The organism is Limnoglobus roseus (assembly GCF_008254045.1).
GTDB lineage: Bacteria > Planctomycetota > Planctomycetia > Gemmatales > Gemmataceae > Limnoglobus > Limnoglobus roseus.
In genome coordinates this window covers 1152425-1178931 of the sequence record NZ_CP042425.1, presented here as the reverse complement: position 1 = coordinate 1178931, position 26507 = coordinate 1152425, and the positions used below count along the sequence as shown (strand labels likewise).

Here is a 26507-nt window from a genome sequence, read left to right as displayed (position 1 = left end):
CGGGGTGGACATTGTAGGACGGCCGCCCTCCCCACCGCGGCCGCGACGATATGATGAACGCGATGATCCCGCTCCACCGCGACCGCGACTTCACGTTCCGCTTCGCCGAAGATCGCATGATCCCGCGCTTCCACCTGGAAGGCGTGGAGACTGGGCGGTCGATCGCCGTCTACCGGCTCAACCCCGAAACCGGCGGGCGGCTCGACCTCATCACCACGGCCGTGACGGGTGACGGTGGGTGGGTGACGCTGGCGGAACCGATCCTCGTCCGGGCGGGCGAGGGGTTCATCGCGGTCCCGAGCGAACCTGGCGCGTGACCCGCCCGTCCGTCTCTCTTTCTCCAACCCGGTCCTTCATGTACGTCCCGTCTTCCTTCGCGGTGCCGGAACTCGACACCCTGCACGCCTTCATCGCGCGGCACAGCTTCGGGCTGCTCGTCTCGAACGTCGGCGGCGAATCGTTCGCGACGCACTTGCCCTTCCTGCTGGACCGAACCGCCGGGCCGCATGGAACGCTGATCGGCCACCTGGCCCGGGCGAACCCGCATTGGCGGGAACTCGAACGCCAGCTGGCTCTCGCCGTCTTCTCCGGGCCGCACGCCTACATCTCGCCGACGTGGTACGAGGCGGAAGCCGTCGTGCCGACGTGGAACTACACCGCCGTCCACGCCTACGGCCGGCCGCAGTTGATCGAAGACCGGGCGACGTTGCTGGGCATTCTTCAACAATCGGTCGCGGTCTACGAACGGTCGATGCCCCGGCCGTGGGTGCTGGACGAACCGCCGGCTTTCCTCGACAAGATGTTGGCCCAGATCGTGGGTTTCCGAATCGAGATTGAGCGGCTGGAGGGCAAGTTCAAGTTGAACCAGAACCACCCCGCCGAGCGACAACAGAAGGTGGCCCGGGCCTTACGAGAACAGGGCGGCGAAGACGCCCTCGGGGTAGCCGAGATGATGGAAGCGAACTTGGCTGACCGCCCACCGTCAGGGCGATAGGCGGGACGCCGCGGGTCACGCCGGTTCGACGCGAACGAGTTGGCTCTCGGACGTGCCGTCCACGGTGACGCGGACGATGTAGTACCCGGGGTCGTGCCCGCCACAGTCCCACGCGACGGTTCGCGGCCCCGCCGCCGGGTTGGGTTCGTCCACCGGCATGGCGACGGGATCGCCGAAGCGGTCCCACACGCGGGCGCTCAACCGCCGCGTGCCCGCCGGGACGGTGACGGGAAGTTGCAGCGGGCCGGCCACCCGCTTCGGCTGGTGATCGGCCAACAAGCCCGCCGGCGGTGCGACGGCGGCCCGCGGGGCGACCGGCTCGGACGTGTACTTGTACACCGTCTGCCCGGAGGCGTAGCCGACGGTCACGGGCGAGCCGAAGAACCGGAAGCGGTTGAGCGCCTTGCCGACCTCGTTCGCGTCCCGCCAGGTCTGACCGCCGTCGGTGGTTTCACTGGTCGACAGCTTCTGGAACAGTGCGTCGCCCCACCCGCCGACCCACCCGTGGTTCTCATCAACGAACCCGACGCCTTCGAGGTTCGCGTTCCCCTGCGGGTCGTTCACGGGGAGGCGAACCCACGTCAGGCCGCCGTCGGTCGTCTTGAGGATCGCCCCGGCGCCGAAGTTCTCCAGCGACACGAACCCGATCCGGTCGGTGAGGAACTGAATCTTCCAGCCCCACTCGCCCTTCGGCAGTTGGGCCGCGATGTCGGCCGCCCGGTTCACCCACGTCCGGCCGCCGTCCTCGGTGAACAGCACCACGGCCTTGACGTTGTTCCGCGTGGCGATCGGCTCGTCGGTCTTGCCGCCGACCACCCACCCGCGGTCCGGGGTGGTGAAGTATGTGTCGATCAAGATGGACGCCCACGGCCGCATGTCCCACGCCGTCCAGGTGGTGCCGCCGTCGGCCGTCTTCGCCATCCGCGGCGGACGATTGGGGAAGTTCGTTCCTGCCAGGTAAACGACCTGATCGCTGACCACCGACAGCCCGCACACGGCCGGCGGGGCGAGCGGCGGCAGGTTCGACACGGGCGTCCAGGTGCTGCCGTCGCGGGTCTCGTACAGCAACTTGCCCGGCGTCAGCGTGCCGGCCCACCCGCGGGTTGGCGAAGCCAGCCCGATGCAGCGGAAGTACACGTCCGCGTCGTGCAGTTGCTCGGCCCAGGCGTTCCCGCCGTCGGCCGTGTGAACGATCTGGCCGTTGCTGTTGACCGCCCACCCGGTGTTCGGGTCGGTGAACCAGATGTCGTCGGTCCGGGAACTGGCGACCGGGGCGTTCGTCGGCCGCCAGTGGAGCGCCGCGGCCGGGCCGGTCGGCGTCGTTCCGCCCGGCGGCTTGCCGCCCGACTCGGCGTCCGGGCAGCCGGCGTCGATCCACTGCTCGATGAACGCGATGTCCGCGTCCGGCACCGGTGGCAAACCTGCGGGCATCCGGCTGAAGCGGGCACCGGCCGGCGGGTTGTCGAGGTCGGCCCCGAATGGGGCTTCCCCCTTCAGGGATTTGATCAGGTTCGACCCCGCCCCGTTCCCGAGGGTAATCAGGTCGAGCGTTCGCACCTTCAGGACGACGAACTGATCGCGGGTCGCGCCGCGCCAGAACGGCCCGTGCGGGAAGCCGACGCCCGCCGTCGGACCGCCGACGGACGTGTCGAGGATTTGGACGACGCGCTGGAACGGGGACATGACCGGACTCCGGGGACGTGAGAGGGGCCGTCGCTCGAAGGAGATTCTCGCCGCCGACGGTGCCGGTTCCAATGGCCTAAACAGGTCAACTCGTCGCGGCGATCGCGACGTGCGGCGGCCGGCGATCAAAAAATCGCATGGCGGAGGAGTGTTCTCATCGGTTACAGTGGTGCAGTCGAACTCCCGCCATCCCACGGCCCACGACGGACCGGTCGATCCGCGAACGCTGTAACGTTCCCCCTGCCCCGAGATCATTCGCCATGTCCGCGCGTCTCTGTGGTGTCGTCCTCGCTCTCGCAACCGTGTTGGCTGGTCCGGCCTGCGGCGACGAAAAGCCCTACGCGGGGGTGGCGTGTGCGCGGCCGGTCGATGACTTCTTCAAGGACGAAGTCTGGGCGAAGGTCGGCGCGCAGAAGTGCCTGACGTGCCACAAGAAGGGGGGCGATGCCGAGGAGAGCAAGTTCGTGCTGCAAGACCCCGCGAAGAGTCAGGGCCGCGAACGCGACGACGCACTGAAGCACAACCGCGACGCCTTCGTGCGAATGGCCGAGCGGAAGGAGAAGGATCAGTCGCGGCTGTTGCTCAAGGTCCGCGGCGACCTCCGCCACGGCGGCGAGGAGGTTTTCAAGGCCGACTCCGCGGGGTATCAGATTCTCGCCAAGTTCGTCACGCGGCTGTCCGTCGCCCCAGCCCCGCCGACGCTCGACCCGAAAGCCCCGCCGTTCTTCGACGGTGTCGTGATGGCCGAACCCCGCCGCCTCCTTCGCCGCGTCACGCTGTCATTGGCCGGGCGACTGCCGACCGACGCCGAGTTGCGGGCGACCGAGCGCGACGGCATGAAGGCCATCCCTGCGATCCTCGACGCCGTGATGAAGGAAGACGCCTTCTACGACCGCCTCCGCGAAGGCTTCAACGACATCTTCCTGACGGTCGGCCTCAGCGACAACGCCGAGACGGCGACGCTGTCCTACGAGCACTTCGAGAAATCCCGGCTCTGGTATCAGAAGCACGATCTGAGCGCCATCAAGGACGAGAAGGAACGCCGCCAGGCCGGGTACAAGCTCGCCAACGATTACCGCAAGGCCCTCCTCGGCGAGCCGATGAAGATGATCGAGCACATCGTCCGCAACGACCGGCCGTTCACCGAGATCGTGACGGGCGACTACATCATGGTGTCGCCGTACACGGCCCGCGGGTACGGCATCTTCGAGCAGGTGAAAGCCCAGTTCAAGAACCCGGACGACCCGTTCGAGTACGTCCCGGTGACGTTGAAGGCGCTCGCCGGGCGGAACAAGTCGGAGAACCAGGACTCGGCCACCGGCTTCTACCCGCACGCCGGGCTGCTGAGCACGTTCCAATATTTGGCCCGTTACCCAACGACAGAGACGAACCGCAACCGCCTGCGGGCGCGGATGTACTACCAGCACTTCCTCGGCGTGGACGTGCTGGAACTCGCCGCCCGCGTGTCGGACGCCGCGGCGGCCCAGGCGAAGTTCAAGGTGCCGACGATGGAGGCGGCCGAGTGCGTCGTCTGCCACAAGACGCTCGACCCGGTGGCCAGCTTGTTTCAAGACTACTGGCGGTTCGACGCGAACTTCAGCCTCTATGGCAAGCGGAAGGGCGGGTGGTTCAAGGACATGTTCGCGGCCGGCTTCGAGGGCGAGGACTTGCCCGCGAACCAGCGATGGCGGGCGCTCGCGTGGCTCGGCGACCGCACGGCGAACGACCCGCGGTTCGCCGTCGCGATGGTCGAGCACGCTTACTATCTGCTGACCGGCCGCAAGGTGTTACTGCCGCCGAAGGATTTGGACGACCCGCTGTTCGCCGCGAAGTACCGGGCTTACCACGAGCAACGCCGGCAGGTCGAGACGATCGCCGGGCGGTTCGCGAAGGCGAACTTCAACTTCAAGGTCGCGATTCAAGAGTGGGTCGCCTCCGACTTCTACCGCGTGGACGGACTGGCCATGTCGCCGCGCGACCCGAAGCGGCGGGCCGAACTCGACGACGTAGGGTTGGTGCGGATGCTGTCACCAGAACAGATGGAGCGGAAGGTTGGCGCGATCTTCGGCCAACGGTGGAACCGCCTGGAAGGCGAACTCGCGAAGCTCTACGGCGGCATCGACTCGCAGGAAGTGACGGAGCGGGCATCGGACCCGAGCGGGGCGATCGGCGCGATTCAGCGCATCCTGTCGAACGACGTGGCGTGCAAGAACGTGGCCCGCGACTTCGCACGCCCCGCGCCCGACCGCAAACTTTTCCCCGGCATCGAACCGGACGTGCTGCCCGGCTCCGATGACGGCGACAAGAAGATTCGCGCGGCCATCGTCCACCTTCACGAGCGCATCCTCGGCCGGCACGACAAACCCGACTCGGCCGAGGTGGACCGCACGTTTAAGTTGTTCGCCGACGTCTTGGCCGACGCGAAGGAGCAGAAGGGCTTCGACAAGCACGAAGCGTATTCCTGCCGCCAAGGCGTGGCGGGCGACGATCCACACTACACCGTCCGCGCGTGGCGGGCCGTCGTGACGTACCTGCTGCGGCGGCAAGAGTTCCTGTACGAGTGACCGGGCGAGCCGAGCACCGTGAGGTGCCGGGTGAATGCCACTGATACTCACCCGGCACCTTAGGTCGTGTGGACAGTCACGGGTGCCTCAGGACATCCAGGGCGGAGGCCAAGTGTACGAACCCGAGGTAGCACTGGTCGAGCTTGTCGTACCGGGTGGCCACCCGCCGGCACTGCTTGACCCGGGCCCAGAACCGCTCGACGACGTTGCGGGTGCGATACACCCGGCGGTCGTACCGCACCCGCCGGCGGCGGCACCCGAGCGGGCGGATGACGGCCTTGGCCCGCAGCCGGCGGACCAGCCGACGGAGGGCGTCGCTGTCGTACCCGCGATCGGCGATGACCACCCGTGGCCGGTGGCCGGCCAGCAGGGCGGCCGCCCGCGGCCCGTCCCCGGCTTGGCCGGGCGTGAGCAACAGGGCGACCGGGTGGCCGCGGCCGGTCACGGCCGCGTGGACCTTGGTGCCGAACCCGCCGGGGCTGCGGCCGACGGCCTGGCCGCCCGCTTTTTTTCCGCCCCGGCGGCGTGCGGGTGGGCCCGGACGACGGTCGAGTCGAGGATGAGGGTGGACACGTCCGGGTCGCGGACGGCCTCGAGCACTCGCCCCCACACGCCGGCCGCCGACCACCGCCGGAACCGCCGCCAGACCGAGTTCCAGTTGCCGAACCGCGGTGGCAGGTCCCGCCACGGGACGCCGGTCCGCAGGACGTACAGGACGGCGTTGACGAACGCCCGGTGGTCCCCGCCGGCCGGCCCGCGGGCCGGGAGCAGCGGCCGCACCGCCGCCCAGTCTGCGTCCGAGAGTTCATGCCGTCGCATGCCAGCCGCCTCCGAGGGAGTCGAGGCCGTTATGCGACCGACCGCCACTACTGTCCACACAACCTACTGTGCTCGGCTCGCCAAGAGGCTTCTCCATGCGACGCGACTTCCTCAAACTCTGCGGGTTCGCCGGCCTCGGGTTCGCCGTACCGTTCGTTCACCCGGGCACGGCCACCGCGAAGCCGAAGGACGAACCTTACGGCGGGCCGTACTACGTCGTCTTCAACGCCTCCGGCGGGTGGGACACGACATACCTCATGGACCCGAAGGGCACCAACGGGATCAACCGCCTCTACAAGGACGGCGACATCCTCACGAAGGGGGCACACGCCTTCGCGCCGACGGCCAAGAGCGCGAAGGGCGGGATGACGAATGAGGACTTCTACGCCGCTCACGGCAGCGAGTTGCTCACGTTCAACGGGCTCGACTACTCGGTGAACAACCACTCGCCGGGTGCCCGGTACATGGCCACCGGCAAGCTCGACAGCCTGGCGTACCCGACGTTCGCGGCCCTCGTCGCGGCGTGTCGGGGGCCGGACTGCCCGCTGGCGTTCCTCACGTTCGGCAACTACTCGGCCACCGGCAACCTCGTGGCCATGTCCCGCGTGCCGTACCTGCCTTCGCTCCAGAAGATCGCCAACGCCGATGCCGTCGAGGGGAACCTTCGCTCACCCTACCACGACAAGTTCGCGCTCGACCGCATTGAAGCCGCCTTGAAGGATCAGCAGGAGTCGCGCGCGGCCGCGCCGCGACTGCCGCGCGAGGAGCGCGGCGAGAACATGCTCTACGCCGCCCAGGTCAACTCGAAGGCACTCGAGCGCGTCACGCAATATATCCCGAAGACGACGCCGAAAGAGCGGATGTCGCAGCAAGCTGAGATCGCGCTGGCGTCGTTCAAGGCGGGCGTCTGCGTGTCCGCGAACCTCAGCATCGGGCAGTTCGACAGCCACGCGAACAACGACGCCGATCAGATGAAGCTCATCCCCGAGTTCCTGGCCGGCATCGCGTACTTCTTCCGGCGGGCCGAAGAGTTGAAGATTCGGGAACAGCTCGTCGTGATCGTGCAGAGCGAGATGGGCCGCACGCCGACGTACAACGGGGGGAACGGCAAGGACCATTGGTCGATCGGCTCGATCCAGTTCCTCGGCCGCGGCATCAAGGGGAACCGCGTGCTCGGGGCCACTGACGAGAAGCAGTTTGCCGTGCCGTTCGACCCGAAGGCGTTGAAGGTCGACAAGGAGAAGGGCGTCCGCGTGCGGCCGGAACACGTTCACGAAGCTCTGCGCGCGTTCGCCGGCATCGCCGACCACCCGATGAGCAAGAAGTTCCCCCTCGGCGTGGCCGAGAAGGAACGGCTCACCGGCTTCTGGGGCTGATCGCCCCGGTCACTTTCCGAAGTCCCAGAGGCCCAACCGCGCGATCGCTTCGTCGCTCCCCCCGGGTATTCCACCGCCGCCCGGCATGCCGGGCGCTGAACCCCGGGCGGGCGTGGATGGCGGCCACTCCAAAACTGCCAGCGTCGCCCGGTCCGGGGCGAACGCGAGCTCGACGCCGTTGCCCGTCTCCCATTTCTTGATCGGCTTGCCGGTGGCGTTGTCGTAGACGGTCACGAACTGCGGGGTGCGGCGTACCGGGGGCGTGTCGCCGTAGCCTAGCATCGCCCCCGGCGGCCCTCCGCCCGGCCCGGCCGCTCCGGCCGCTCCGGGCTGTGGTGTGGGGAGCCGCACTTCGCTGATAACCGTCAGGCGGCCGTCGTGCGACAGGTACACACCCGACGTGCTGCGGCCGGCGGCCGGTTCGTACCGCCGCACCTCCTTGCCGGTGAGCGTGTCCAGAATGGTGACCCCCAAGTCGACGATCGCGAGGGCCTTCCCGTCGTGGCTCGGCACGACCGATACGACTTCCGCCGCGTTCGTCACCTTCCACGCGCACCGCTGCTTGTTTGCGGCCGCGTCCCAGACGTGAACTTCCCGCACGGTGGCCCCACGGCCGGGGTGCTCGGCCGTGGGCTCGCCCCGGTTGTGGACCACGGTGACGATCGCCGCCCCGTTCCCGCTCATCGCCCAGTAATCTTCGGGCGTGCGGAAGACCACCCGCGTCGTCCGGCCGGTCGCCGGGTCGATCTCCCGAATCTCCGCCATTCCCGTGGCTTCGTCGACCGCGATCATCACCGCCTGTCGGCCGTCCGGTGGCAGTTGTGCGCTGGACAGCACGTCGTCCGCCAGGTCGACCCGGCTGATCGTCTTCACGCCGCCCTTCCCGTCCGACGGCAGTTGATAGCGGACGAGTTCGTTGCGGACGTTGATCCCGCCTTCCTCCTTCACGTGAACGATCACCCCGAGCGGGTCGGCCGAGTCGGGGCCGATGATATCACCGCGGACCGGCGACCAAGCCGCGCCTGCGGGCGGTTGCAATCCTTCAGGGGCGACGGGGATTACCTTGACGGCGTATGACGGCACGTCGAACTGCGCGGGGAACGGCGTGGGATAGGAGCCGGTCAGCAGCAACCGCTTGCCGTCGGCGGACCACCGGACCGACTGCAACAGTTGCGCGACGTTCACGATCCCCCGCTGCCGCGGCGGGCCGACTCGGGCTTCCGTCTTCGGCGCGTCGGCGATCGCGGCGGCTGGCTTTGCGGTGAGAGGTTGGGGGTCGGCCGCCGGCGGCTTCACGGGGTCGCCGGCCAAGCCGACACCGAGGGCGGTGGCAGCGATCACGCCGCCACTCAGGAAGAGAAGTTTTCGCACCACGGTTATTCCCTCGCGGGCCAGTTCGGAGATAGAAGGTCCAACAAATCCGCCGGCCGCCCCAACGGCCACGGTTTCGAGCGTCTGCCGGATGAGCAGTTCCGGCACGGCCGCCGTCGCGATCGAAGCCAGGGCCGGCAGGGCAAGCGTCACGCCGCGGCGGGCGAGGCGGCCGGCCAGCAACTTGCGGCCTTTCGCCAGCCGGCTGCTCAGTGTCCCCTCGGGAACCCCGAGCCGCGCGGCCGCCTCGGTCCGCGATTGCTGCTGTACGTCGCACAGGAGGACCGCTTGCCGGTACCACGCGGGCAGGCCGGCGAGTTCCTCGTCGATCACCGGCCCCACGTCGGCCCAATCGCCCGGCGGCGGTGTCAGCGGTTCCGGCACGGTCGCCCTCGATTCTTCCCGCCGCTGCGGCGACCGCGCCCGGGCCTTCCGCCCGACCCGCACCGCCACGCCGTACAGCCATGACGCCAACAGGTGCGGTTCGCGGACCGACCCGGCGTTGCGGGCCAGGACGAGGAACACCGCTTGAAAGGCGTCCTCGGCGTCGTGCGCGTGGCCGGTGACGCGGCGGCAGGCCGCGAACACGAGTGCCGCGTGCCGGCGGACGATCGCCTCGAACGCGCCGGCGTCGCGGGCGGCGGCGTACCGCCGCAGCAACTCCGCGTCGGGTTCGTCCGGCGTGGGCCGAAGGCGAGCGAAAGCGTGGGCCGTGCGGTTCGCGGTCATGCGGGAAGGTTCCTCACAAGGCTGTGCCGCGGGGCGCGTCGGCGCGTCGCGCGCGACGAAGACTTTTTAGTCCGCCGCGGCAAATTCTGGGGAAGGCGCTCGTCCGAGAATCTGGGCTGTCTGTGCCGGTTCTTCCTATCTTGCCGGAATTTTCTAGCTTGCCGTTGAATTGGTTGGTATGAATGATCCCGTTCTCATCTCCGGGAGAATGCTTCATGGATCGACACCGTCGCTCAGCGTTCACGCTCATCGAATTGCTCGTCGTGATCGCCATTATCGCGATCCTGATCGGCTTGCTCCTGCCCGCGGTCCAGAAGGTTCGCGCGGCGGCCGCGCGGGCGCAGTGTCAGAACAACCTCCGGCAGATCGGGTTGGCCGTCCACCAGTACTACGAAGTCACGAACGGGCAGTTCTTCCTGCACCACCCGTTCGACGCCGACGTGGTCGCGAACACCGCCCACTCGAACTCGTTCGCCGAGATTTACTGGGAGGACAAGATCATGCCGTTCATCGGCGGCACCCAGGAGGCGAACGAGAACCTGTCGCGGCAGGGCATTGTCCTGCCCAGCGAGCAAATTTACCGCTGCCCGGCGGACTTGTCGGAACGAAAGCCGTTCATCGACCCGGACACGGGCATGGTCGACGGCGTCGAACACCGGGCGAGCTACCTGATGAACTCGCTGCTCAGTCACAAGTCCCGGCGGTACGGGCAGTGGACGCTGATGCGGTTCGTCAACGAGGTCGGCACGAGTCAGTTCATCTGCTTCAACGAGCGGAACGCGGCCGTGTTCAACGTGGCTGACGACGAAGACCCGCGGCAGGATGATTACGACATCTGGCTCGGCACCGGGATTCTCAAGCCCTGGATGGCGCACACGCGGCACACCCAGGTGGCGAACTACCTGTACCTGGACGGGCACGCCGCCACCCTGACGTGGGACGCGGCCGTCGTGGACATGTACCCGGACAAGCAAGTCCTCACCGCCGACGGGAGCTACCCGTGAGCGGAACACATGTCGCGCAGTGGGGCGGCCGCATTCTCGCGGTGGCAGCGCTCGCCGGGATGGTCGGGTGCGGCCAACCGCCCCCGGCCGCGCCGGTGGAAACCGGCGCGAAGGCGGCGGCCCAAGCCTACTTCGAAGGAATCATCCACAAGGACTGGGCGGCAGCCTACGGCACCCTCGCGGCCGACTCGAAGGCGCGCGTCAGTGCAGAAAAGTTCGCCCGCCTGGGCGAGGACTACCGCCGCGGGTTGGGGTTCGAGCCGCAGGCCGTACACATCGGGGATTGTGAAGAAAACGGGGACCGGGCGGTCGCGCACGTGACCTTGTCGGGCAAGGGTGTCCACCGCCACCGGTTCAAGGACGCCGTGACCTTGCGCAAGGGCGACACCGGGTGGGTCGTGGTCCTCTCCACCACCTTCGGACGGACCGTCCGCCCGCCGGGGTGACGCTGATTGGGGCAAACGCTCTTGCTCCCTCTCCCAACGGGGAGAGGGAGCAAGAGGGGGACCGTCACGGCAAGAGATGGGAGTGAAATACGCCCTCTCCCCGCTGGGGAGAGGGTGGCCGAAGGCCGGGTGAGGGGTAAACTGCCTGCCGACCCGGAAGACGGCAACCGATCACATCAATTACTTCCCGAGCAACTTCTTCGCCTCCGCGGCTTGCTCAACCGAGAACGTCGGGTTGATCGCCAGCGCCTTCTCCAGCAGTTCCTTCGCCCGGTCCTTCTTGCCGAGTTTGTGAGCGATCACCCCGGCGTGGAACAAGAGCGTCGCGTCGCGGGTGCCGAGGCGGAGGGCGTCGTCGGCGGCCTTCTCGGCCTCGTCGGCCTTGCCGTTCTTGAACAACGCCCAGGCGTAGCTGTCGCAACTGAACACGTCCTTGCGGGTGGTCATCTCGCGCTTCGCCAGTTCGAGCGCCCGCGGCAGCCGGCGGCCCAGGTCGCAGTAGTGCAGGATGAGTTCGCGGACGGCGGTCGGTTCGGCGGCGTCGGCCTTCTTGTCGGCGGCCTTGAACTGTTCCTCTGCCCGGTCCTTCTCGCCGACCGCCAACAGGTAGTGGCCGAACGGCAACCACGTGTCGATGTCCTGGTCGACCTTCAACACGTCCTCCATAACCGCCACCGCGTCTTTGGGGCGGCCCTGGGCCATCCGCGCCTTCGCCAGCATGATCTTCAAGTCCGGCGACACTGGGTTGGACCGGATCGCGGATTCGAACGCCGTGGCCGCCTCGTCGGCCTTGCCCTGCGAGAGCAGAATCTCGCCGCGGCGGGAGGGGTACCACGCCAGCGAGACCGGCAACGCCTCGTCCTCGCGGTCGCCGTCTTCGGCTTGTTTCAAGAACTTCAACGCCTTCTCGATGTCACCGCGGAGTTCGGCCATCCGCGACATTCGGGCCAGGAACGCCGGGGGCGTCGGGTCCCCGCCCTTCGCGACGAGTTCCTTGAGGTTCACGTCCGTTTCGTCGTACCGGCCGAGTTCGACGTTGGCGTCGGCCAGCATGACTAGGGCTTCGATCGCACTCGGGCTGTCCGGGTTCTCCCGGTACAGCGCGTCGGCCCGCTTCCGGGCGTCGGCGAACTGGTGCCGGGCGTTCGCGACGGCGATGCGGCCGATCTGCGCCTGGTCGTAGGACGGCGACAACTTCACCGCCTCCGCGAACATCTCGTCGGCGCGGTCGTAGGCCGAGTGGTCGCCCGTTTCCTTGGCCTGACGCAGGTACAACCCGCCGAGGGTCGAACGGCTCATGTGGTCCTGCACGTCGCGTTTGATCCGCTGCTTGTAAATCTCGATCGACTGCTCCGTGCTCAGCAGGAACTGGTACGGGCGGTATGGCCCGGTCTCCGGCCGGACCGGGATCGGTTTATCTTCCGGCTGCTTCTCCGCCGTGGCGACTGGTACGGGTGGCGTGACCGCCGCCGTGACGGTCGGCGCGGGGGGCTTCTCCGCCGTGGCGATGGGTGCAGGTGGCGCGGGTGGCGTGGCCGCCGCCGTGGCGGTCGGTACGGATGGCGCGACCGCCACGGCGGCCGGTACGGATGGCGCGACCGCCACGGCGGCCGGTACAGATGGTGTGGTTGCCGCGGAGGTCGGTTGGGACACGGGCACCGGCCGAGAGGCGGCGGTCCAAATTGCCGTCGTCACGACGAGTACCGAAAAGCCCGCCGCTGTGATCGTGCGAAACCGTCGTGCGTTCATGGGAGTCTCTCAAGGGGCCAATCGTGGAGGATTCGAAAGTCAACCGGCCGGGCGGGGAACACCCGCCCGGCCGGTCGGATCGTCAAGCGGAAACGGTCTACGGGCGGGGGAAGGAGTTCCCGGCCCCGTTGAGCGGCAGGTTCGGCGCACCGATGTACGGGAAGGCGATCGTGCGGAACGTCCCGTTGGCCCGCATCGTCCCGTCGGTGATGCGGTCGCCGTTGTCGTCGGAGACGTTGTCGGTGGTGATGCCGTTGCCGGTGAGGAGGCCCAACTCCACGTCGATCACGTCGTCCCGGAGGCGACGGCCGTTCGGGAAGCCGTTGGCGTCCGTCGAGTTGGTGGTGAACGCCTTGCTCGTGTCGAACGTGAGGATGTCCGGCAGCAGGAAGTCGGCGAGGCCGGCGGCGGTGGCGGCCGGGCGGCCGTACACGCTCGTGAGGACGGAGATCATGTCCGCCCGGAAGTCCCGCTTGTCGTTCCGGGGCAGCCCGGCGTTGAACGCGCTGCGGCGCTCGCCGCGGGCCATGTTATTCCGGGGGACCGGCGGGATGAGGGCCGTGTTGATGGCCGGGCGGCCCATGCGGTCGATTTGCACGTTGTTGCGGGTCGAGGTGATGAACACGCCCACGTTCGGGTTGGCGGGCGTGGAGCGAATCCGCGCCGTGGGGATTTCCAGGATCATCGACAGCGTGTTCCCATCCGGGCCGAAGAAGTTCGCGGCCGTGCCCACGGCGCGGGGGAAGGGAACGGTACCGGCGGCGACGAAGTTGGCGAAGCCGGTCGCGTCGAAGAAGAACGGATCGTCTTGAATGGCCGCGCGGAACATGCCGCCGCCGGCCACGGGGATGTTGGTCCCGGTCTTGCCGGTGGCCAGGATGCCCGTCGGCGGGAACTTGGTCGACGGCAGGCCCTTCAGGGTCACCTGTTGGACGCCGTTGGCGTCGGGCGCGGCGAAGTTCACGCGGAAGGTGATGTCTTCGACGGCGTCGCCGGTGTTGTCGAGTTTGATGTCGAACGTCACCGTCGGGTCGAACGTCGCCGGCGTACCGCCACCGCCGCCCGGGAACGGGGACACGTCAAAAACCATGACGGTGTTGTTGGCGTTGCCGGGGGCCTGGAAGATGTAAATGTCGTTGAGGTCGGCCCGGCCGTTGGCGGCCGTGTTCGAGAAGATCGGCCCGTCGCGGTGGTCCGCCGCCGACAGCCAAACCATCGGAACGGCGGCCAGCACGACGCCGGCCAGGACGATTGCCCGGCCCAACCACCGGCGCCGGGGAGAAGCAGTAGTCGTGTCCATCGAAAGCATCCTTATGAAAGAAAAGTCGGAACCCATCCCGTTGTGACACCACGGTGTCGTTCACGCACGTCTCGGCCGTCGTCGATCAACCCACGAACACGCCGCCGGTGAACCCGGCGAAGGCGTCGAAATCGAGGTCCACGGGGGGCGTTCCCGTCGGGGTGATGTTCGCGCCCAGGTACGAAGTCACGCGGCTGCCGTTCCCCGCCCCCGACCCCACGATGAGGTCGGCCCGATTATCGCCGTCCAGGTTCTTGGCGGTCAAGCGGACCCCGCCGCGATTGTTCGGGTCGCCGGCGAAGAAGTTGGCCAACGGCGTCATCGTCGCACCGCTGGAACTCAGGAGGTCGGCTGCACTGAACGCGGTTACCCGCGGGCCGCCGCCCGGCCCGCCGCCGGCGATGATCTCCGCCTTGCCGTCGCCGTCCAGGTCGCCCAGGGTGATGAACACGCCGTTCCGCAGGGTCAGTTCGAACGCGAAGAAGTCGTTGAACAGCCGCGTCGGGTTCGACCCGACGACGGTCGTCCCGTCGAACACGGCCACCCGCGGGCCGCCGCCGAACCCAGCCGCCACGGCGAGGTCCGCCCGGCCGTCGCCGTTCACGTCGCCGACGGCCGTGCGGGCACCGCCGCGGAAGTTCGGGTCCGCGATGCCGAAGAACGACGCGATGGACTTGAACGTGGCCCCGGAGTAGACGTCCACGCGAGGGCCGCCGCCCTGGTCCGGCGAGATGATCAGGTCGGGCACGCCGTCCCCGTCGATGTCGCCCGCGGAGACGTAGACACCACCGGTGAAGGCGGATTCGAACGGCTGAACGCTGAACAGTTCCGCCTGGGTCTTCCCGTCCAGGATGCGGACTTGCGTGACCGCGCCGGGGCCGGTCGCGGCGACGACGTCAATGACGCCGTCGCCGTTGAAGTCGGCCGTGGCGACCCGCACGCCGCCGGTGAAGGTGGCGGCGAACGGCGAGACGGCGTAGAGCAACGCCCCTTCGGAATCCAGCACGCGGACGGAAGCCGCGCTGCCCGCGTCCGTGCCGACCGCGAATGCGGCGGGCAGGTTGACGGGGGCCGGGGTGATGGTCGTCGTGTCGGTTGCCGTGTTGTTCGCGGGCACCGAATCGGTCACGGTGGACGAAACGGTGGCCGTATTGGAGAGCGTCCCGACTCCGGAGTTCCCCACGGTTCCCGTCAGGGTGTACGTCGCCGTCCCACCGGCCGGCAGGCTGACGGTCTGGCTAATCGACCCGGTGCCCGCGGCGGTGCCGGTCGCCCCGCCGGCGAACACCGCCGACCAGGTGACGCCCGTCAGCGACGCCGGAACGGTGTCCGTGACCTTCGCGTTCGAAACCAGGTCGCCCGCCGCGTTCGTCACGACGATCGTGTAGGTGACCTTGTTCCCGGCAACCAGCGTGGTCAGGTTGTCGGTCTTCGTGATCGTCAAATCGGCCGACAGCGCGACGGTCGCCAGTTGGTTCGCGGTCGTTTCGGCGGCGACGAGTTGGCCGGACGCCAGGGCGGCGATCCCCGCCAGGCCGGCCGACGCGCTGATGCCGTCGGTGAACTCTACGATCGTCCCACTCGGGGAGATCTGTCCGATCTGGTTCGCGGTCGCTTCCGTGAAGAAAATGCTGTCGCTGGTCGCGGCGATGCCCGTCGGCCCGGCGGCGGCCGTCGTCGTGGCGAACTCCGTGATCGTGCCCGCGGTCGTGATCCGGCCGATCTTGCTGCTGGTGAACTCCGTGAACCAGAGTGCCCCGTCCGGCCCCGCGGTGATCCCCAGTGGGCCGCTGCCGGCCGCGGGGAGGGCGAATTCCGTGACCACGCCCGCCGTCGTGATCGCGCCGATCTCGTCCGATCCGAACTCGGTGAACCAGAGGCGGCCGTCGGACCCGGCGGCAATTTCGAACGGCTGACTGCCGGCCCCCGGCACCGCGAACTCGGTGATAGTGCCGTCGGTCGCGATCCGGCCGATTTGATCCGCCCCAACTTCGGTGAACCAGATCGCCCCGTCGGACCCCAACGCGAGGTCGCGCGGCGAGGCCCCGACGGTCAACCCGGTGGAGAACTCGGTCAGCACGCCGGCTGCGGTGATCCGGCCGATCTGGCCGCTCCCGAATTCCGCGAACCAGACGTTGCCGTCCGACCCGACCGCGAGGCCACGGGGGTCGCTGGCCGCCGTCGGGAGCGTGTACTCGATGACCGCGTTCGTCGTCGGGACCACGCGGCCGATCTTGTTCGCGTCCGATTCCGAGAACCAGATCGTCCCGTCGGCGGTCGCGACCACGTCCGTCGGGCCGGAGGAGGCCGTCAGAATCGTGGACGTTTGCGTGCCGGTCGGGGTGATCTGCGTGACAGCGGCGGCGTTCGGTTCCGTGAAGTACAAGTTGCCGTCGGCCCCCGACGCGATGCTCGTCGGCGTGCCGCCACTCGTGGTGGCGAACTCGTTGGTGACGACGCCGGCGATGGTGATCTGGCCGACCATGTCGGCCCCGCCTTGGGTGAACCAGAGCGCCCCGTCTGAGCCGGTCACGATGTCCAGCACGCTCGTCGTCGCGGACCCGAAGCCGGTGAAGTCCGTCTCGACCCCGGCCGGCGTGATCTGCCCGATCGTCGCCGAGTCCGTCGAGCCGAACCACAGGTTGCCGTCTGGTCCCGCGGTGATCCCGCCGGGGGCCGTCAGCGACGCCAGAGCGAATTCTGTGACCACCCCGGCCGTGGTGATCGCGCCGATCTCGTTCGACCCGATCTCGGTGAACCAGAGGCGGCCGTCCGGCCCGGTCGTGATGCCGAACGGCTGGCTGCCCGCGCCGGGAACCGCGTACTCGGTGACGACGCCGGCCGTCGTGATCGCCCCGATCTGGTCGGCGCCAATTTCCGTGAACCACAACCGGCCGTCCGGCCCGGCCGTGATCTCCGTCGGCCCGACCCCGGTGGTCAGTTGGAATTCCGTGATCGCGCCCGTGGCCGGGTCGAGGCGGCCGATCTTGTCGGTGCCGAACTCGGCGAACCAGAGTGCCCCGTCGCCGCCGACTGCAATGCCCCGCGGGTCGCTGGCGGCCATGGGCAAGGAGTATTCGGTGACGAGGCCGGTCGTGGTCGCGATCCGTCCGATCTTGTTCGCGCCGGGGTCGGTGTACCAGATGCCGCCCGGACCGGCGACGACGCCCTGCGGCGTCGGCACGGCACTCGTCAGCGACTGCTCGGTAATGACGGCGGGCACGCAACGATCGTCGAGGTGTTCGACGGCCAGCCGGGTTCGACGCGATCGAGAGAGTTTCGGTGTAGTCACGGCAGATGCACTCAAAGTTGTTAAAATAGGGGAAATAAGAGAATGGCAGTGTCTCGAATTCTGATGCGATGTCAAGACAATATTAGATCTTTTTTTCGGCTTATGTCGGAAAATCGAATATCCCAGCAGAATCGATAAAAGATCGGATAATCAAAGTAAACGCGACAGCCGAAGCACTGACGCGAACAAGGTATTCTCAGAAAGAATAATCTCAAGACATTCTTTGAGATTTAAAGACTGAGATATTCCGTAGATTCCGTTACGTAGCAAGTGAAAAGGGGGAAATTCACGGATTTCTCCTTGTGGCGAATCGCCCCGGTTGCCAAGATGGGCACAATTCAACGCCTGCCTGACAGTCCGGGTTAACCCGAATCGCCCCCGATTGCCCTTGTGACTTCGACCCCAACGGGAGGTGATGCGGCGTGCGAGACGATCCATTCGCCTTCACTCGTACGGCTGTCGCCGTGGTCCGATTCCGCTTCGGTTGTCCCAACTTCGCATTCGGGCCTCGTCCGCCGGGCGGCCGTCCCGAATGATAAACTCCAGGAACCGGCCCTCGTGCGGCTCCATCCGACCAACGATCATGTCCCCTTCTGGGGGCACTGCGAGTACGACTGACGGCTGCGGCCGAGGAGAGCGCGAATGGCCCGAAACCCCGCGGGGATGAACTACTTCACCGGCCCGATTCACTTCGTCAGCCCGGACCAGGGGTGGACGCTGTGTTGCGCGCGGCTGTTGGAATCGTCCGACGGCGGGGGCACCTGGCGTCAGTGCGTCCACGTCGGTCTGCCGCCTGGGCACCTCGAATCCTTGTACTTCGCTACCCCCGTGCACGGGTGGGTTGTTTCGTTGGACGGGTTCGTCGGCCGGACCGACGACGGCGGCCGGACGTGGGAAACCGTTCCCCTCCCCGAGAATGCGTCCGGTCGCGGCGTGTTCTTCGTCGATCCGCGGGTCGGTTGGTGCGTCGGCGACGCGGGCCGGGTGTTCCGTTCGGACGACGGCGGCCGAACCTGGCGGACGTCGGACGTCGGGGAGAATGCCACCCTGCGGGCTGTCCGGTTCGCTGACCCGTACACCGGCTTCGCCGTGGCGATGGACCACCACTCGCCGACCCACGATCAGGTTGCCACCACGGCGTACTACCTTTGGGTGAGCGGCGGGCACCGGCAGGGGTCGGAAGTCCACGACTGGCTGTCGGCCGAGCGGGTCGCGACCTCCCGGGGGCGGATCTATCGCACGAAGGACGGCGGCCGCACCTGGGGGCGGTGCCTCGACTCGGCGGGGGTCGGGTTGTGGTCGGTTTCGGTGCCCACGGCGACTGCGGTCCGGGCCGGCGGCGACGCATTTGCCGCCAGCGACGACGGCGGGAACACGTGGACGGTCAGCGGCAGCCGGACGGGGGGCGTGGACTTTTGGACCCCGTTAATCGGGTGCGTAAGCGGTTACGGGTCGGTCTGGTTCACGGAAGACGGCGGCCGCGTCTGGCGGGAGTCGCAGGCCACCGGCACGGCCGGCCGGCACGTCCGCTTCGCCGACGACCGCCACGCCTGGGCGACTATGGGCAACTCGTCCGGCACGGCCACCATCCTCGCTTCTTCGGACGGCGGGCGGAACTGGGAGACGCGGTGCCCGTACATTCCGTTCGTCCCCCAAGAGGGGGGTGAATCGGCTTGATTCTCGGGCCGGGACGCCCCGCCCTATCCGCGCGTTAACAGAAATGCGATGAGGATGACGCAGCCCCCGACGATCGCGGCCACGCCGATGAGCAGCCACGTTTGCGGGATGCGGGCGTACCACGGCGAAACCGGCCGCGCGTCTCGATCACTTCCCGGCTTCCGCAACGGCACGTAGGGGGGAAGCGGCTTCATCGTCCCCGTTCCCGGCGGGAGCGGCCGTACCTTGTGAACGTCCGACCCGCGCGCCTTGTTCTCCCGACTGTCGGTCAGCCACGCGGGAACTTTCTCGTCCTTCACGGGCTTCGCAACGGGTGGTCGCACGACGGCCACCGGTGGCGGTGGGGCGACGGGCGGCTCGGGTGCCCGCTGAGTGGGCTTTGCCTTCCCCTGCGTCGAAGGGGCCGGCGGGTCGGCCGAAGGCGCCGGTTGCTGGTCTTGCCACCAAGGCGAAGAATCGACCACTTGGGGTTGCGCAGGCCCCACCCGCCCGGCCGCGATCGCGGCGAACTGGTCCGCGACGGCCTTCGCACTGTCCGGCCGCACGTCGGTCGCCCGGGCGATCATCCGATCCACCAGATCCGACAGCGCCTTCGGGACGGCGGGGTTGAGGGTGTGCAGCGGGGTCGGCGTGTGATTGGTGAGCGACTCCATGTAGTCCGGCCAACTGCGGACCGAGTACGGCATCTGGTGCGCCAGCATCCGGTACAGGACGACGCCGAGGCTGAACAAATCGGTCCGCGGCCCCACTTCCAACCCGCGGAGCTGTTCGAGCGACATGTACCCGGCCGTGCCGGTCTCCTGCGTGACCGCCTCCCCCTCGCCGGGTTCGTCCCGGGCGATGCCGAAGTCCATCAGTTTAACCTGCCCCGGCGAGCCGTCGGGGTTCTCCTCCAGCCAGATGTTGGCCGGCTTGATGTCGCGGTGGACGAGCTTGCGGGCGTGGACCGCTGACAGCCCCCGGGCAACGTGTTCGGCGACTTGCAGCACTTCGCCGAGCGCGGGGGGGACGGCGGTCCGCAAGGCCGCCTCCAGACTTCGGCCTTGCAGCAGGGGCATGACGAGGTACGGCTGCCCGTCGTACTCGCCGTACTCGAGGACCATGACCACGTTCGGGTGGTTGCCGAGGGCGGCCATGACCTTCGCTTCGGCGAGGAACCGCTCCTTCGCGCCGGGCCGGCGGGCGAAGGCGTCGAGCATCATCTTCATGGCCCGGCTGCACCCCAGGAGGGGGTCCGTGACCTCGTACACGACGCCCATGCCGCCGCACCCGATCTCGCGAACGACCTGGAACTTGCCGATGGTCCGCGGCGCGGCCGCGGGGCCGGGCGGCGGGGGTTGATGGCTTGCGATGATCCTCTCCCGGTTCGGGGATGAGAGCCAGGGGTCACTCCGCGAGCGGTTGCCACGCCACAGACGGGACGTGCTTGTCGATCTCGGAGCGCAACTGCGGCAGGGTGAGGGCGTAGTTGATGTTGTTCAGGTTCCCCTGGTCCGCGATGACCTTGCCCGCCTTGTCCTGGACGACCTTCCGCTGGGACCACGTGTTGATGCCGAGGACCAGGCCGACGTTCGTGACGAGGGGGCCGCCCGAGTTGCCCCCGAAGATTTGGGCCGTGTGCTGGAGGACGAACGAGTCCTGCTGGCTGGCGCTCATGCGCCGCTGCTCCGCCCGCTTGGTCACGCTCCCGCCGCGGACCGAGACCTCGAACGCCGACTCCGGGAACTTCGACTGAATCGGCCCGACGCCCGCGTCCCGCAAAATCTTCTCGACCAACTCCTTCTGCGTCACCACCTCCCGGTCGACGCCCGGGAACCCGACGGACGACACGCCGTCCAGTTTCGGGATCTGACCGGCCGGCCGGTCGCACAGCGGGAAGTACCACGGGCACGCGCGGTTCACCTTGAGGATGGCCATGTCGTAGTCCTCGCTCCGGTGGACGAGGTCCGCCTCGTACTTGTCCCCCTTGCCGAAGAACACCCACAGCTTCGGTTCGACCTTGATCTTCAACTTCTGCTCGGCGTCGGCCCGCGCCGGCGACCGGCGGGCGGCGGCGACGGAATCGACGACGTGCGCGTTGGTGAGCAAGTATCCGCTGGGGGCGACCGCGAACCCCGTCCCGGTGGACTCCGGCTCGTCGTACTGTGTGCCATCGGACCGCGTGATCGTGGCCCCGGCGACGACCAACCCGACGCTCGCCGCGAGCACCGTGTCCCGGTCCGAGGCGGTCACCGTCGGGCCGAACTTAATGACCCCGTTCGGTACCGTCTCCGCGCGGGCGCTCGGCGGCACGGTTTGGGCGGGCTTATCGGTCGCCGCCGGCTTCTCACCCCGATGGCGGGTCAGGAGGAACACGACGACGACGGCGAGAATGCTCGCCGCGATCGTCCCGCCGGCGACGATCCACCCACTGCGGCCGAGGGTGAACGGTTGTTTCTGTTGCGGCCGCCGTCGGTGCGTGTCCCCGCGGCCCGGGTCGTAGGCCGTGGTCGTCGGCAACGCGGTGGCGGGTGCGGTCGCGGCCTGCGGGCTGAGGACGAGGTCGATCGGCTCCCAGGTCATCTGGTCTTGCGACACCTCGTCGAACCCTTGCAATTGCCGGTTCGCCCGCATGGTGCGGATGTCGTCGATGCGGAACGGCCCCGTGACCCGCCCGCGCGTCCGCACGTACCACAGATCCATGCGCCGTCCCCCTTCGCGTCAAGGCTTTCGAACGATGAACACGACCGCGACCGCCACGATGGCCAGCGCGACGGCCCCGATGATGATGGCCTGTTTGAAGATACCCCGCTTCCGCTTGGCCGTGTTGTAGGCGTCCAGCGCCTCCTGCGGGATCGGCCGGTTGAACGCGCACACCTGCCGGTAGCACTGGGCGACGTACCACCAGTCGTGGTTGTCGCGGATCGCCTGGAACAGTGCGCGGACCGCCTTCTGGAACTTCCGCCCGTGGGCCTCGTCGTCTTCCTGCGTCTTGATCCACTGGAACACGTCCCGGAACGGGTCGAGCAACGGGTCGGCGTCGGCCAGTTCGAACTGGTCCATGACGTTGCGGACGTCCTTGCGGACGGCCTTCGCGTCGGCCAGGAACGCGGCCCGGGCGTTGTCCGCTTCCTCGTCGTCGCCGGGCACGTCGTCCCACCCGCGGACGGCGTCGGTCATGCGGCCTTCGAGGACTCGCAAGCCCCGTTGAAGGTCACGCCGGAGCACATCCTGGTGCGCCCGGAGGACGACGTCGATCAGGTCGAGCGGGGGCTTGGTCACCCACGCGGGGGCCTGCACTTCCTTGGCGAGTTCGGTCGCGAGCGCGAGGTCGTCGTTCTGCCGGACGCGGGCGGCCATCGAGCGAATTTCGTCGAACCGGGCCACCTCGAACCGGTTGAGGTCGTCGATCCAGGCGACGTTGGCCGGCTCCGTCTGCACAAGCAACCGTAGCACGGTCAGCCGCTGCGGCAGCGGTGCCCGGGACAGGGACAGGGTGCGGAACTGCTGAAGGTTGTCTTTGACCCGCTCCTCGGCCGCGAACGCCTGGTTCAGTGTGGTGGCGGCCGTTCGGTTCAGGGCGGCCGGGGCCGGCAGGCCGTTCCGCCCGGCGAACTCCGTCCACGCCGCGCGGACGGGGATGTCGAGTTCCGCGAACCGCTTGAGCAGGTCGGGGTCAATGACCGCCTGCCGGATGGCCTCGGACCGCTGGCCGACGCCGAGGAGTTGCTCGCACTTGAACAACCGCTCGTTGACTTCTCGGGTGGCCTCGGCATAGGCGTACCCGGCCTGCTTCAACCGCGGGAGCATGTCGTCCGTGGGCAAGTAGTCGGGGCCGAACGTCGAGCCGGAAATCGTGGCCAGCGCGTTCCGGAGCTGAGCGATGTTGTCCGCCATGCGGGAGGCTCCGGGGAGTTACTTCATTTTCCCTAATGAGAAAACTTCGAGGCCGACGTCTTCAAATTCTTTATTCCCAACCGGCCGGACGACATCCGCGAATTCGATTTTGCATTCACGGATGTCCGGCGGGGTTGTAACTATCAGATCGCCCTTGTCCAGATACATGGAATAAACTTTGTTGTCTTTTGCCTTGTGCGTCAGCTTGTCGGCAAGTTTCCCATCGGACGATGTGAGCGTAATCGTCTCTGTACCCACGACAATTTGGGCCTTCGGGCGGAATTTCAATTCTCCGCCCCGCTCGGTATACAGATTGTAATCGAATAGCTTTTGGGAGAAGATGCCGCTCTTCAATCTGCTCCACCACCACGCCCGAATGTTTGCATCCGGTTGTCTTTTTTCCTCCAAAACCTGGTGCCCTGAAAATACGGCCGGCTTGTAGGCAAGGTAATACTGTCGTGGCTTCTTGCTTGTGGCGATCTGTATGAGCCCCGCTTGGATCAAAGGCGTGACCCCGTTAGTGGCCTGGTTATCAGGCGGTTTGATTTCGAGTGTTGTTTTCGAACTATTCTTGGTCGCAACCAACTGGCCGACTTCCACCCTCTGTGGTGGCGTGGGCGTGCCTTGTTGGTCTTTACCTGCGGGAATCGTCAGGGATAAAGTATAACCCGATTTTGTTTCGATCGGCTTGTCCATGTAACTCGGAAGGTCGCCGAGTTCAACTTTTTCCACGTCGTCGAGAACCAATTCCGACGCTTCATTCTTGTTGATGCCCCTTGGCTGGAACGACCCAATGGCTGGCGGGGAATGTTTCTCGGTTTCGGTCTTCTTATCCTTGCCCTTGCTGGGACCATTCGTGCCCGCTTTATCCATTGGTGGCTTCGGGGCCTCCACTTTTGGGGGATCCGACTTGGGAGGTTCCGACTTCACGTCCTTCTTGGGTTCGAGCTTCACGTCCTTCTTGGGTTCGGACTTCACGTCCTTCTTGGGCTCCGGATCGGGTGAGTGGAATGGTCTGGGCCGGTCGTTGAATTCCCGCAGTCTTTCTCGCAACCCCTTCGCCTCTTGCTCAAACCGATTCGCTCGCTCCTCGGCCTGATTCTTCTGGTCGATTGCGGCATCCCTCTCGGCAAGTCCCGCGGCGTCCGCCTTGTCCTTGTTGGCCATCAGCCCGAGAAGCCCGTTGCCCGTGGCGGCTTCAATGCCGACCAACAGAATCGTCGCCGCCGCCGCACCAATGCCCAGGCCGATGAGCATACGCCCCAGGCCGCCCGCCGGTTCGTGGTGGTCGAGTTCCCGAGCGGTCCGCGTCTCCGCTGCGGCGGCCTTCGGGCTGGGCGCGGGGACGCGCGACGGCGCACGGAGTGGGGCCGGCGGTTCCACGCGGGCGGGCGGTGTGTAAACGGCGGCCGACGGGGGGGTGATCGATTCGCTCCGCCGCGATGGCGCGGCAACCGCCGGGGCCGTCCCGTTACGGGCGGCTTCCACGAGCGGGCCTTCCGGTTCCTCGCGGGTCGGGCGGTCGGCCCGGATCACCACGCCGGATGCCATGAACTTCGACAGGTCCGGCGAGTCGGCCGGCACGCACCGCCACTGGCACCGCACGCCGGCGGGTGTCCCGAGATAGTACGTGGAAAACGTCACCTGCCACCGCTCGTCGGGCGATAGGAGGGCCAACGATTCCGAGATCAGCGGCAGAACGTCCTGGCCCGGTTGGAACACGATCACGGCCGGGCGGGCCGGGTCCAGGGCGGCGGCCAGCACGCCGCCCCAACCCGCGTCGCCGAGGGTCTGTTCCCAGCCCCGGCACCGCTTCGGCGGGGCATCGCCGGCCCGCATTTGGCCTCGCGGGGGCAACGACGCCGGGGCTTCGTCCCAGCGGTCGCGGAACACGCCAGAGTGATTGAGCACCCAGGCCGGGCCGCCCGGCGGCAACTCCTCGTCGGCCACGGCCAAGTGGTGGGCCAGGAAGTTCCCCCGGCCCGAGTAGTCCAGCCCGGCGTCCACGATGCGGGTGAGGACGTGGTACTTCTGGAACCCGACTGAGAGGAGGTAGTGCCCGAAGATGACCGGGTTCACGCCGTCCCCGGCATCTGCGGCGACGTGCCGGTGGCGGTACAGCGACAGGCCTTCCAGGCTACTGGCGAGGGCCGCCGGAATGCCCGCCGTTTGGGCCACGACGGTGTACCCACTAGCCCCCGGCCGCAGCCCGCGCGGGGCGGACGTGTAAACGAGTTCGTACATATGATTTCACCTTCGATTACAGTTTAGCGGACTGCGCACGGCCGGCGGTAATCAGGTTCGGAACGGTCTTGTTCAACCCGTACAGGATGGGCACCTCCACCCAGTCCGGCTTGATGTCCTGCGGGGCGACGACCCATTTTTTCGAGGCCGGGTCCTGTCGGGGCTGCACCCCCAGCGAACTCACGCCGATGTACAGCACCGTGCTGGCGAACCCCTCGGCCGCGTCCACGATCTCGCGGGCCGAGTCGAGGAGGATCTGCCGCAGCCGCTGCGAGTGCGCTTCGATCTTGTCCAATCGCAGCACCCGCGATTGGCGGCCGAGTGCCGTCGCGGCCTTCATGTCCATGACGACCGGCCCGCCGGCGTGGTCTCTCATCAAGAGCGGCCCCCACAGGTCTTTCTTGGTGACGACCACGACCAGGATTTTGTCCGTCTTGGCCCCTGCCGCCATGCCCGAGTGGCGGCGGGTGCGGTTGGCCATTTCCGTCAGGATCAAGTGCTGCCGGCGGGCGGCCGCGTCCAACGGCATGTCCGAGGCGATGGGGATGTTCTGGCTCGACAGCAGGTTGTGGAACTTCGCGTGCAACGTCGGGTCGAACAGGAACAAGAGCAGTTTCGCCTTGGCCAAGTGTTGCGTCACGGGCGAAGCCGCGGCCACCTCGTCCGACAGGAACGATTCCCCCGCGTTGTCGTACAGGCACATGACCCGCGACGATTGGTCCGACGGTTGCGGCCGGTCGGAACTTTGCTGCGGGCGGACCGAGAACAGCATGGGCCGCGGCCGGAGGGTACTCTGCCCGGCGACGATCACCGACGAGTGGTGCTCGGGGCTTTGGACCTGCGTCTTCTGAACGAGTTGGTTGAGGGCGGCCGGCTTGTGCGCGTTGTAGTTGACGAACAGTTGCTCCTCGTACCCCACGACGAGTTGGTTGAAGTCGGCCTGCGTGTCGGTGAACGACACCTGAAACCAGTCGGGCATGTGCCGCCGGAGCATCTGCACGGCGGACGCGAGGTAGTACGACTTTCCCGATCCGGGGGCACCGACGATCGACACGAACCACGGGGCGTGTTCGAAGCACAGCCGGGGGATCACCAGGTGGCACGCCGGGCACGCCAGGTTCGTACACTCGGCCCCGAGTTCGTCGAGCGCCCCGCCGCCGGGGGTGAACCGCGACGGCAGGAAGCGAGTGTGGGCGTCGTCGCCCAACCGCGGGTCGCCCCGCAGCGACGGGTGGGCGGCCACCCAAAGTGTCTCGTGAGCCTGGAACACGTGCCAACAGTGCGGACAAGTTACCCGAGCTAAGATCACGTCTTCGGTCCTCGCGAAACAATCGTCCGGAGCGGGCAGGGCCAATCAGATGTTCGGTCAACGTCTTGGACGTT

At 67.5% G+C, this 26507-nt stretch carries 18 protein-coding genes; 7 read left to right on the top strand and 11 right to left on the bottom strand.

The features are described 5' to 3' along the window. Window positions 1-62: 62 nt before the first annotated feature. Window positions 63-317 carry a hypothetical protein gene (locus tag PX52LOC_RS04710; protein WP_149109007.1) on the top strand — a complete coding sequence of 85 codons (255 nt, stop codon included), beginning with the start codon at window positions 63-65 and terminating at the stop codon, window positions 315-317. A 38-nt stretch (window positions 318-355) separates the two neighbouring features. Next, entirely contained in the window at window positions 356-994 is a 639-nt protein-coding gene (locus tag PX52LOC_RS04705) for an FMN-binding negative transcriptional regulator (RefSeq protein ID WP_149109006.1), read from the top strand. A gap of 15 nt (window positions 995-1009) precedes the next feature. On the opposite strand, the gene PX52LOC_RS40220 is transcribed toward PX52LOC_RS04705, so the two are convergent. After that, window positions 1010-2677 carry a WD40/YVTN/BNR-like repeat-containing protein gene (locus tag PX52LOC_RS40220; RefSeq protein WP_168218803.1) on the bottom strand — a complete coding sequence of 556 codons (1668 nt, stop codon included), beginning with the start codon at window positions 2675-2677 and terminating at the stop codon, window positions 1010-1012. Between the two features lie 260 nt (window positions 2678-2937). Here PX52LOC_RS40220 and PX52LOC_RS04695 point away from each other — a divergent pair, with 260 nt between their 5' ends. Further along, the gene (locus tag PX52LOC_RS04695) at window positions 2938-5241 is read left to right on the top strand and encodes a hypothetical protein (protein WP_149109005.1); all 2304 of its coding nucleotides are present in this window, start codon (window positions 2938-2940) and stop codon (window positions 5239-5241) included. A gap of 76 nt (window positions 5242-5317) precedes the next feature. Here PX52LOC_RS04695 and PX52LOC_RS04690 read toward each other — a convergent pair. After that, a protein-coding gene (locus PX52LOC_RS04690; protein ID WP_246173654.1) for an IS5 family transposase occupies window positions 5318-6060 on the bottom strand; the annotation gives its coding sequence in 2 pieces (ribosomal slippage) (window positions 5318-5752 and window positions 5755-6060; 741 coding nt in all). A gap of 95 nt (window positions 6061-6155) precedes the next feature. Here PX52LOC_RS04690 and PX52LOC_RS04685 point away from each other — a divergent pair. Next, entirely contained in the window at window positions 6156-7436 is a 1281-nt protein-coding gene (locus tag PX52LOC_RS04685; RefSeq protein ID WP_149109004.1) for a DUF1501 domain-containing protein, read from the top strand. A gap of 9 nt (window positions 7437-7445) precedes the next feature. Here the strand turns inward: PX52LOC_RS04685 and PX52LOC_RS04680 are convergent, their stop codons facing one another. Further along, the gene (locus PX52LOC_RS04680; RefSeq protein WP_149109003.1) at window positions 7446-9536 is read right to left on the bottom strand and encodes an RNA polymerase sigma factor; all 2091 of its coding nucleotides are present in this window, start codon (window positions 9534-9536) and stop codon (window positions 7446-7448) included. 215 nt (window positions 9537-9751) lie between these two features. Between PX52LOC_RS04680 and PX52LOC_RS04675 the strand changes: the two genes are divergently transcribed. Next, window positions 9752-10540: a DUF1559 family PulG-like putative transporter gene (locus PX52LOC_RS04675; RefSeq protein WP_149109002.1), complete on the top strand. Its 789-nt coding sequence runs from the start codon at window positions 9752-9754 to the stop codon at window positions 10538-10540. Next, on the top strand, window positions 10537-10986 hold the full coding sequence (locus PX52LOC_RS04670) for a hypothetical protein (protein WP_149109001.1): 450 nt from the start codon (window positions 10537-10539) through the stop codon (window positions 10984-10986). The genes PX52LOC_RS04675 and PX52LOC_RS04670 overlap by 4 nt, the downstream gene beginning before the upstream one ends. Window positions 10987-11166: 180 nt before the next feature. Here the strand turns inward: PX52LOC_RS04670 and PX52LOC_RS04665 are convergent, their stop codons facing one another. The 3 genes from PX52LOC_RS04665 to PX52LOC_RS04655 all read right to left on the bottom strand — a co-directional run bounded on the left by PX52LOC_RS04665 (window position 11167) and on the right by PX52LOC_RS04655 (window position 17258). Then, on the bottom strand, window positions 11167-12735 hold the full coding sequence (locus tag PX52LOC_RS04665) for a tetratricopeptide repeat protein (protein WP_149109000.1): 1569 nt from the start codon (window positions 12733-12735) through the stop codon (window positions 11167-11169). A gap of 97 nt (window positions 12736-12832) precedes the next feature. Further along, the gene (locus PX52LOC_RS04660) at window positions 12833-14035 is read right to left on the bottom strand and encodes a DUF4331 family protein (RefSeq protein WP_168218802.1); all 1203 of its coding nucleotides are present in this window, start codon (window positions 14033-14035) and stop codon (window positions 12833-12835) included. Window positions 14036-14120: 85 nt separating this feature from the next. After that, on the bottom strand, window positions 14121-17258 hold the full coding sequence (locus PX52LOC_RS04655) for a virginiamycin B lyase family protein (protein ID WP_149108998.1): 3138 nt from the start codon (window positions 17256-17258) through the stop codon (window positions 14121-14123). Between the two features lie 711 nt (window positions 17259-17969). On the opposite strand from PX52LOC_RS04655, the gene PX52LOC_RS04650 reads away from it, so the two are divergent. Continuing rightward, the gene (locus tag PX52LOC_RS04650) at window positions 17970-19004 is read left to right on the top strand and encodes a YCF48-related protein (RefSeq protein WP_149108997.1); all 1035 of its coding nucleotides are present in this window, start codon (window positions 17970-17972) and stop codon (window positions 19002-19004) included. A gap of 23 nt (window positions 19005-19027) precedes the next feature. Here the strand turns inward: PX52LOC_RS04650 and PX52LOC_RS04645 are convergent, their stop codons facing one another. The 5 genes from PX52LOC_RS04645 to PX52LOC_RS04625 form a co-directional block, all read right to left on the bottom strand. Next, window positions 19028-20305, bottom strand: a complete 1278-nt coding sequence (locus PX52LOC_RS04645; protein WP_261368431.1) for a serine/threonine-protein kinase — start codon at window positions 20303-20305, stop codon at window positions 19028-19030. Between the two features lie 85 nt (window positions 20306-20390). Next, a complete protein-coding gene (locus PX52LOC_RS04640; protein ID WP_149108995.1) occupies window positions 20391-21686 on the bottom strand; it encodes a S1 family peptidase in 1296 nt (431 codons plus the stop codon). An 18-nt stretch (window positions 21687-21704) separates the two neighbouring features. Next, window positions 21705-22880 carry a hypothetical protein gene (locus PX52LOC_RS04635; protein WP_149108994.1) on the bottom strand — a complete coding sequence of 392 codons (1176 nt, stop codon included), beginning with the start codon at window positions 22878-22880 and terminating at the stop codon, window positions 21705-21707. A gap of 18 nt (window positions 22881-22898) precedes the next feature. After that, entirely contained in the window at window positions 22899-25124 is a 2226-nt protein-coding gene (locus PX52LOC_RS04630; RefSeq protein ID WP_149108993.1) for a GAP1-N2 domain-containing protein, read from the bottom strand. Window positions 25125-25140: 16 nt separating this feature from the next. Beyond that, window positions 25141-26367: a hypothetical protein gene (locus PX52LOC_RS04625; protein WP_149108992.1), complete on the bottom strand. Its 1227-nt coding sequence runs from the start codon at window positions 26365-26367 to the stop codon at window positions 25141-25143. Window positions 26368-26507 lie beyond the last annotated feature (140 nt).